At 36.5% G+C, this 315-nt stretch carries 1 protein-coding gene; it reads right to left on the bottom strand.

The features are described from left to right. A partial coding sequence (locus Q1A46_RS20800) for a hypothetical protein (RefSeq protein WP_299683578.1) occupies positions 1–315 on the bottom strand: 315 nt, incomplete at both ends.

Here is a 315-nt window from a genome sequence, read left to right as displayed (position 1 = left end):
GTACATCCTTTATTGTCAATAACTTCTACTACATATGTATTGGCTCCTAATCCTGTAAAGGTATGACTCGTTCCTGTTACATTAACAAACGCTCCACTGTCTAATCGAACTCTAAATGGCGCATCGCCAACAAAATTATCTACTGTAATACTTCCATTGGTTCCATCATAACAGGTAACTGGCGTAGCTGTAAAAGATACTGGTATAAAATTGTTGATTGTAAAACTCGCTGTAGCTATACATCCATTATCATCTGTAACTCTAATTGTATGTGTTCCTGCTGGAATGTCAGTTAAGTTTGTAATGAAAGCTCCT

Source organism: uncultured Tenacibaculum sp. (genome assembly GCF_947502995.1).
GTDB lineage: Bacteria > Bacteroidota > Bacteroidia > Flavobacteriales > Flavobacteriaceae > Polaribacter.
The sequence above is the reverse complement of the archived record's forward strand: the minus strand, read 5'-3'. Positions and strand labels throughout refer to the sequence as shown.